This window comes from Thiomicrospira sp., from assembly GCF_014859555.1.
Taxonomy (GTDB): Bacteria; Pseudomonadota; Gammaproteobacteria; order Thiomicrospirales; family Thiomicrospiraceae; genus Thiomicrospira.
Map to the genome: position 1 here is coordinate 1 of NZ_JACUTY010000078.1, position 6107 is coordinate 6107.

2 protein-coding genes are annotated in these 6107 nt (G+C 44.5%); both read left to right on the forward strand.

The window, feature by feature from the left end:
- Positions 1–200 precede the first annotated feature (200 nt).
- The gene (locus tag IBX48_RS09530; RefSeq protein WP_296833812.1) at positions 201–5135 is read left to right on the forward strand and encodes a PAS domain-containing protein; all 4935 of its coding nucleotides are present in this window, start codon (positions 201–203) and stop codon (positions 5133–5135) included.
- Positions 5128–6039: a diguanylate cyclase gene (locus IBX48_RS09535; RefSeq protein ID WP_296833814.1), complete on the forward strand. Its 912-nt coding sequence runs from the start codon at positions 5128–5130 to the stop codon at positions 6037–6039. Before IBX48_RS09530 ends, IBX48_RS09535 begins: the two co-directional genes overlap by 8 nt.
- Positions 6040–6107 lie beyond the last annotated feature (68 nt).

The following is a 6107-nucleotide window of genomic DNA, read 5'->3' on the forward strand; positions in this document are numbered from 1 at the left end:
TACCATGATCAAAGACCCACAAGTATTTAAAGCGCTATTAATTTGGCATCGTAAACGCACCAATCAAAAACCGAAAGGTCACTGATAACATTGGAGGTTTTTAGGCGTTAGTTGTTAAAAAACACCGCTTAAAAGTCAGAATATGATTAAAATACATAGATAGTCCAAGTCTCGCCAGTCATTTGGTTTAAAGGGGTATCGTGTTTTTTCCTAAGTTATCACAAGTCGCTACGCAGGATGTGATCACAATTAGTGATGATCATACCATTCAGCAAGCGCTGCATTTAATGCACGAACACCAGATTCGTGATGTGATTGTTACCGGTGCCGCTGGTTTAAGAATCCTGACGGCTAAAGAGCTGATCCAGTTTCAAGTCACGAAACGGTCATTTGATACCCCACTGCACCAGACCAACCTTAATTTTGTTCCCCAATTATCGGCCGATGACAACGTTTTAGATGGCTTAGCTATTATCAAAAACCATCCGGATGAACACCTATGCCTGGTTGATGAAAATCAAAAGCTGGTGGGGGTGGTGAGTTATAGTGATTTGGCCTCTTGTTTGGATACGCAGGCATTATTAGAAACCAAGTTAATTGGTGATCTAATTCGCTTAAGCCAAATTATTCGGGTTGCACCAGATGATTCGGTCAAATCCGTGTTTAGCCATCTAAATCAAGCCAGTCAGTCAGCGGCGATTGTCGAAGATAGCCAAACTCACCCCGTCGGTATCATTACTCAAAGCGATATTATTCGGTTATTGGATCAAAATAGTGATTTGAACCAGTCTATAAAACACGCGATGACTTCGCCCTTAATTACGTTCCCAGAAAGCATGACGCTACCTGAGGCTTTGATGATCAGCCGTAGCCGACAGATTAAGCGTTTAGTGGTGGTGAATGAACATGGTTATATCAGTGGTATCTTGCATCAAAAGGATTTGGTGGCGGTGGTATATCAGGACTGGAGCGACCGATTATTGCATCAACGTGCCAGGCTTAAACGTGAGCGTGATCTATTTGCGACCGGGCCGGTATCGGTTCTGATTTGGCGTGCGATGGATGGTTGGCCGATTGAGTTTGTATCAGAAAATATTAAATCCATGTTGGGTTTTGCGCCCAGTCAGTACACACAAGCCGGGTTTGATGTTTCAAGCTTAGTGTACGTGGAGGATTTAGCCCGTGTTCAGCAAGAGTTAGCTCAGAATATTCAGCAAAAACGGCCAAGCTGGGAACAACATTTCCGTGCAGTCGATCATAAAGATCAGGTTCACTGGCTGTATTGTTATACCCGAGCCGAATACGACCTGAATAACCAATCAGATAAACTCTACAGTTATTTACTTGACCAAACCGAACAGGTTGAAACCAAACAACAGCTGCAGGACATCAAACAACGTTTCGCATCAGTGGCGAGCCAATCGGGACAAGTAATTTGGGAGATAGACCGAAACGGTTTATATACCTATATTAGTCCAACAGTTGAAAATGTATTGGGTTATCAACCGCATGAGCTTATCAACAAGGTTCACTACTACGATTTGCACCCTGAGGAGGGCCGAAAGGCGTTTAAAGAGTCGACTTTAGCCTGTTTAAAAGCCGGTGATTCGGTCAATGAATTTGAAAATGTGGCGGTGCATAAAAAGGGTCAATGGGTCTGGTTGAACACCAGTGGCCAAGCCATTTTTAATTCGGCGGGACAAGTGGTGGGTTATCAAGGTGTGGTTAACAATATCAGCGCACGTAAACAAGTTGAGCAAACACTACAGCAAAGTGAAGAGCGCTGGCGTTCGGTTTTAGAAGGCACAGACCAAGGTGTATGGGACTGGGATGTTCATAAGGATAAAGTCTACTTTTCAGCCAAGTGGAAACAACTACTGGGCTACGAGGAGGACGACATATTAGATCAGCTGTCTGAGTGGGAGGATCGCGTTCATCCAGAGGACCGCTCAAGCGTGATTGCGGGCTTGAAAGCGCATTTAGAGGGACAAAGCGACTTTTATGAAAGCACGCACCGTATGCTCTGTAAAGACGGTCGGTATAAGTGGGTGTTGGATCGGGGGCGTGTGATTAAGCGTGATCATCAAGGCAAGCCGCAACGTGTGATCGGAACACACACGGATGTAGATAAACAGTACCAAGAAAAGCAACGCCTCAATCGCATCGCTGAAAACGTGCCTGGTATGATTTATCAGTTTGTTACCTATGAAGATGGTCGTAGTGCTTTTACCTATTCTAGCCCGGGTATTCGTGATCTGTATGAGCTGGATCCCGAACAGGTGGTGAAAGATGCCAGCTTATTGTTTGAAAAAATCCACTCGGACGATTTAGATCGAATGAAAGCCAGCATTGAGCAATCAAAACAAAACTTGAGTATTTGGCACCAAGAGTTCCGCGTGCGTTTGTCCGATCGAGAAATTTGGGTAGAGGGCCAAGCCACGCCTTCCAAACAAACGGATAATAGCGTTGTCTGGTATGGGTTTAGCCAGGATGTCACCGAGCGCAAACAAAACCAGCAAAACCTATTAGAAAGTCAGAAACGCTTAAATAAAGCGCAAGAAATGGCCAAAATCGGCAGTTGGGAATTGGACTTAAACCGTAATAACTTAACGTGGTCGGATGAGATTTTTTATATTTTAGAACTTCCCCCGCAGTCGGTTGCGCCAACCTACGAGTTTTTTTTGGAGAAAGTACACCCTGAAGATAAAGTGATGTTTGAGAATGCTTATAAAGACTCGATCGAGCAACACAAAAAATATGAAGTCAATCATCGTATATTGATGTCGGATGGTCGCGTCAAGTGGATGCGTGAAGTGGGTGAACACGACTATGCGTCCAACGGTCAACCAATTCGCTCGAATGGCACCATGCAAGATATTACCCAGCAGGTCGAAATTGAAACCAAACTTAAATTGAGTCAAACCCAGTATCAGGATATTGTTGAAAGCCATCCTTATTACATTAGCCGTTATTTACCAAATGGCCGCCTGCTGTTTGTCAACAAAGCTTTGGCCGAATTTTTTGGACTCACGCCAGAAGTTATGCCGGGCATGGTGTGGATAAGTTTTTTATTTGAAGCCCAACAAGCCATCGCTTGGCAGAGTTTGCAAAACTGTACGCTTGATGAGCCCAGCCAAAACTTTGTCTGCACTTTGTACCGTAAAGACGGTTCAATTCGTACCATCCGCTGGCATCACCGCGCCTTTTTTGACGGTAAAGGACAAGTCAGTCATTTCCAATCGGTCGGTTTTGATATTACCGAACAGTTAGAAGCCGAGGAGGCGATTAAGCTGGCTCGGCAACAAGCCGAAGCGGCCGACCGTGCTAAGTCAGAATTTTTGGCGAATATGAGCCATGAAATTCGTACGCCGATGAACGCTATTTTAGGTTTGAGCGAACTTGCGTTAAATCAAGACCTAAGCAAGCTCACACGCAGCCAGTTAAATAAGATTCTGCAGTCCGGCCGTTCTTTATTGGGTGTGTTAAATGATATTTTAGACTTTTCTAAAATTGAGTCTGGGCACTTAAATATAGAGCGTCAGCCATTTTGGTTTGATGGTGTATTGGATCAGTTGTCCAACTTATTTAGTGATGCGGCTGAGCAAAAAGGGCTAAGTTTGGTTTGGGATATTGATCCCAGCTTAGCGCAAGCTTATAGAGGTGATGATCTGCGTTTACGTCAGATACTTATGAACTTACTGAGCAATGCAATTAAATTTACCTCGCAGGGCGAAGTGCGATTAAAAGTTGAGTTGGACAATCAACATCATAAACTCGCATCTAATCAGACTTGTTTAAGTTTTAAAGTGATCGACACCGGCATTGGCATGACGCCGATTCAACAAGCTAATTTATTTAAGCCATTTAGTCAGGCAGATAATACCATTACAAGGCAACATGGCGGCTCTGGATTGGGGCTGGTCATCAGTCAGCGCATGGCTCAAGCCATGGGCAGCCCCGGTATTATTATTGACAGTCAACCAGCGAAAGGCAGTTGTTTTTATTTTGCCATGCCATTTGAAATTTGCTCAGACGAGGAAATAAATGAGCTAAGCCAAAGCATGATTCAATTGTCAATCCAGAAAAAAAGTTTGTCTGGCGACATATTATTGGTAGAAGATAACCTCATTAACCAAGAAATAGCCTTGAGTATGTTACGCATTATGGGGCTCAATGTTGATGTTGCGCAGAACGGCCAGCAAGCACTTGAGCTAGCAAAAAAACAGCATTTTGATGCGATTTTGATGGATGTTCAAATGCCTATTATGGATGGCTACCAAGCTACAAGAGCAATACGTGAGTTTGATCAAACGACACCAATTATTGCGTTAACGGCGGCGGCGATGATCGAGGATCGCACTAAAGCTTTGGATTCCGGTATGAATGCCCATCTAGGAAAACCGATTGATAGCGCACAACTGTATCATACGCTGAGCCAATGGTTGGTTGACTTACCGCCCCACGTCCACCAAGAAACCTCGGACATGTCGCTACAGAAAATTGACGGCTTTAATTTGGTTAAAGGATTAGCTCAACTGCAAGGCAATCAATTGTTGTATGAGAAACTCTTGACCCAATTTTCGGCTCAGTTAGGCGGCGAATTTGCTCAATTACCGATCGCCTTAAAAAACCTAGAGAAAGCTGACGATGAAACCATGTGGTTAAAGGCTGAAACCTTAGCACATGGGCTCAAAGGCGTAGCCTCGAACCTGGGAGCGCAAGATTTGACGGAGTTAGCGGCACGCATAGATGGCTTAGTTAAGAAGCGTCAACCTGCCCAAGCACGTTTGATTAAAGCGTTAGATACGGCGATGAAGCAAGCCCAGAAGTCAATTGATGGCTGGCTAGCGGCCAAGGGCTGCGAACCAACTCTTAATGTCAGTCAAGTTAACTTGGAAAAAGCACGTGCCATGTTAAGTACGTTGTTATCCTCGGTTCAAGCAAGTGAATACATTAATACCGATACGTTAACGGCATTTTTTAGTTTGCTGCCAGAAGCATTAACGCGAGATCAACAGGAACTTGAGCAGGCCTTGCAGCGTTTTGATTTTACGCACGCCGAACATTTGCTAGCCTCTATTTCATCGCAGCTTAAACTCGAAAACACCGATTATAAGGACGTTGCATATGAATGATAACGAACCGCAACATAGCTTACTCATCGTGGATGACATGACATCCAACATCCAAGTATTGGCGAATGCGTTGCAAGACGACTATCGGATTAAAGTTGCCACCAGCGGTCAAAAAGCGATTGAGATTGCCAACTCGGATAATCCGCCTGATCTTGTTTTATTGGATATCATGATGCCCGAAATAGATGGTTATGAAGTGTGTCGAGAGCTTAAGTCGAACCCTAAAATCAGCGGAATTCCGGTTATTTTTGTGACCTCGTTAAATGAAGTGGACGAAGAAGAGCGCGGCCTAAATTTAGGCGCGGTGGATTATATTACCAAGCCCTTCCATCTGCCAATTGTTAAAGCGCGAGTGCGAAACCATTTAAGCCTTAAGCTGAAAACTGATCTGTTAGAAGAGTTGTCGCATATTGACGGCTTAACACACATTGCAAACCGTCGGCATTTTGATGCGTTTATGAGCAAACAGTTGCGCCGAACCCAGCGTTCAGCGCAACCCACCACTGTTATTATGATTGACGTTGATTTCTTTAAACCCTATAACGATAATTATGGTCACGGTTTGGGAGATGACTGCTTGGTTCAAGTTGCCCGAGGCATGCGTTTAGTGATTAAGCGGCCGAATGACTTATTGGCGCGTTATGGGGGTGAGGAGTTTGCGGTGATTTTGCCGGAAACACCTTTGGATGGGGGATTACAAGTTGCGAACGAACTGCATCAAGCGATCTCGGAGTTAAATTTAAAACACGAGTTTTCTGACGTGGCTGATCATGTCACCATCAGTATAGGCGTCGCGACCAGCGTGGTCACTGATGATGCCCAAGTTCAAGCGCTGCTTAAACGCGCGGATGCGGCACTTTACCAAGCTAAACATAACGGTCGAAATCAAGTGGTAATCGGATAAGTTAAACCACCAGGCCTGGTGGTTTAGGCTTGGGCGCTTAACGGGTTTCGGTTAGAATAAGCGAACTT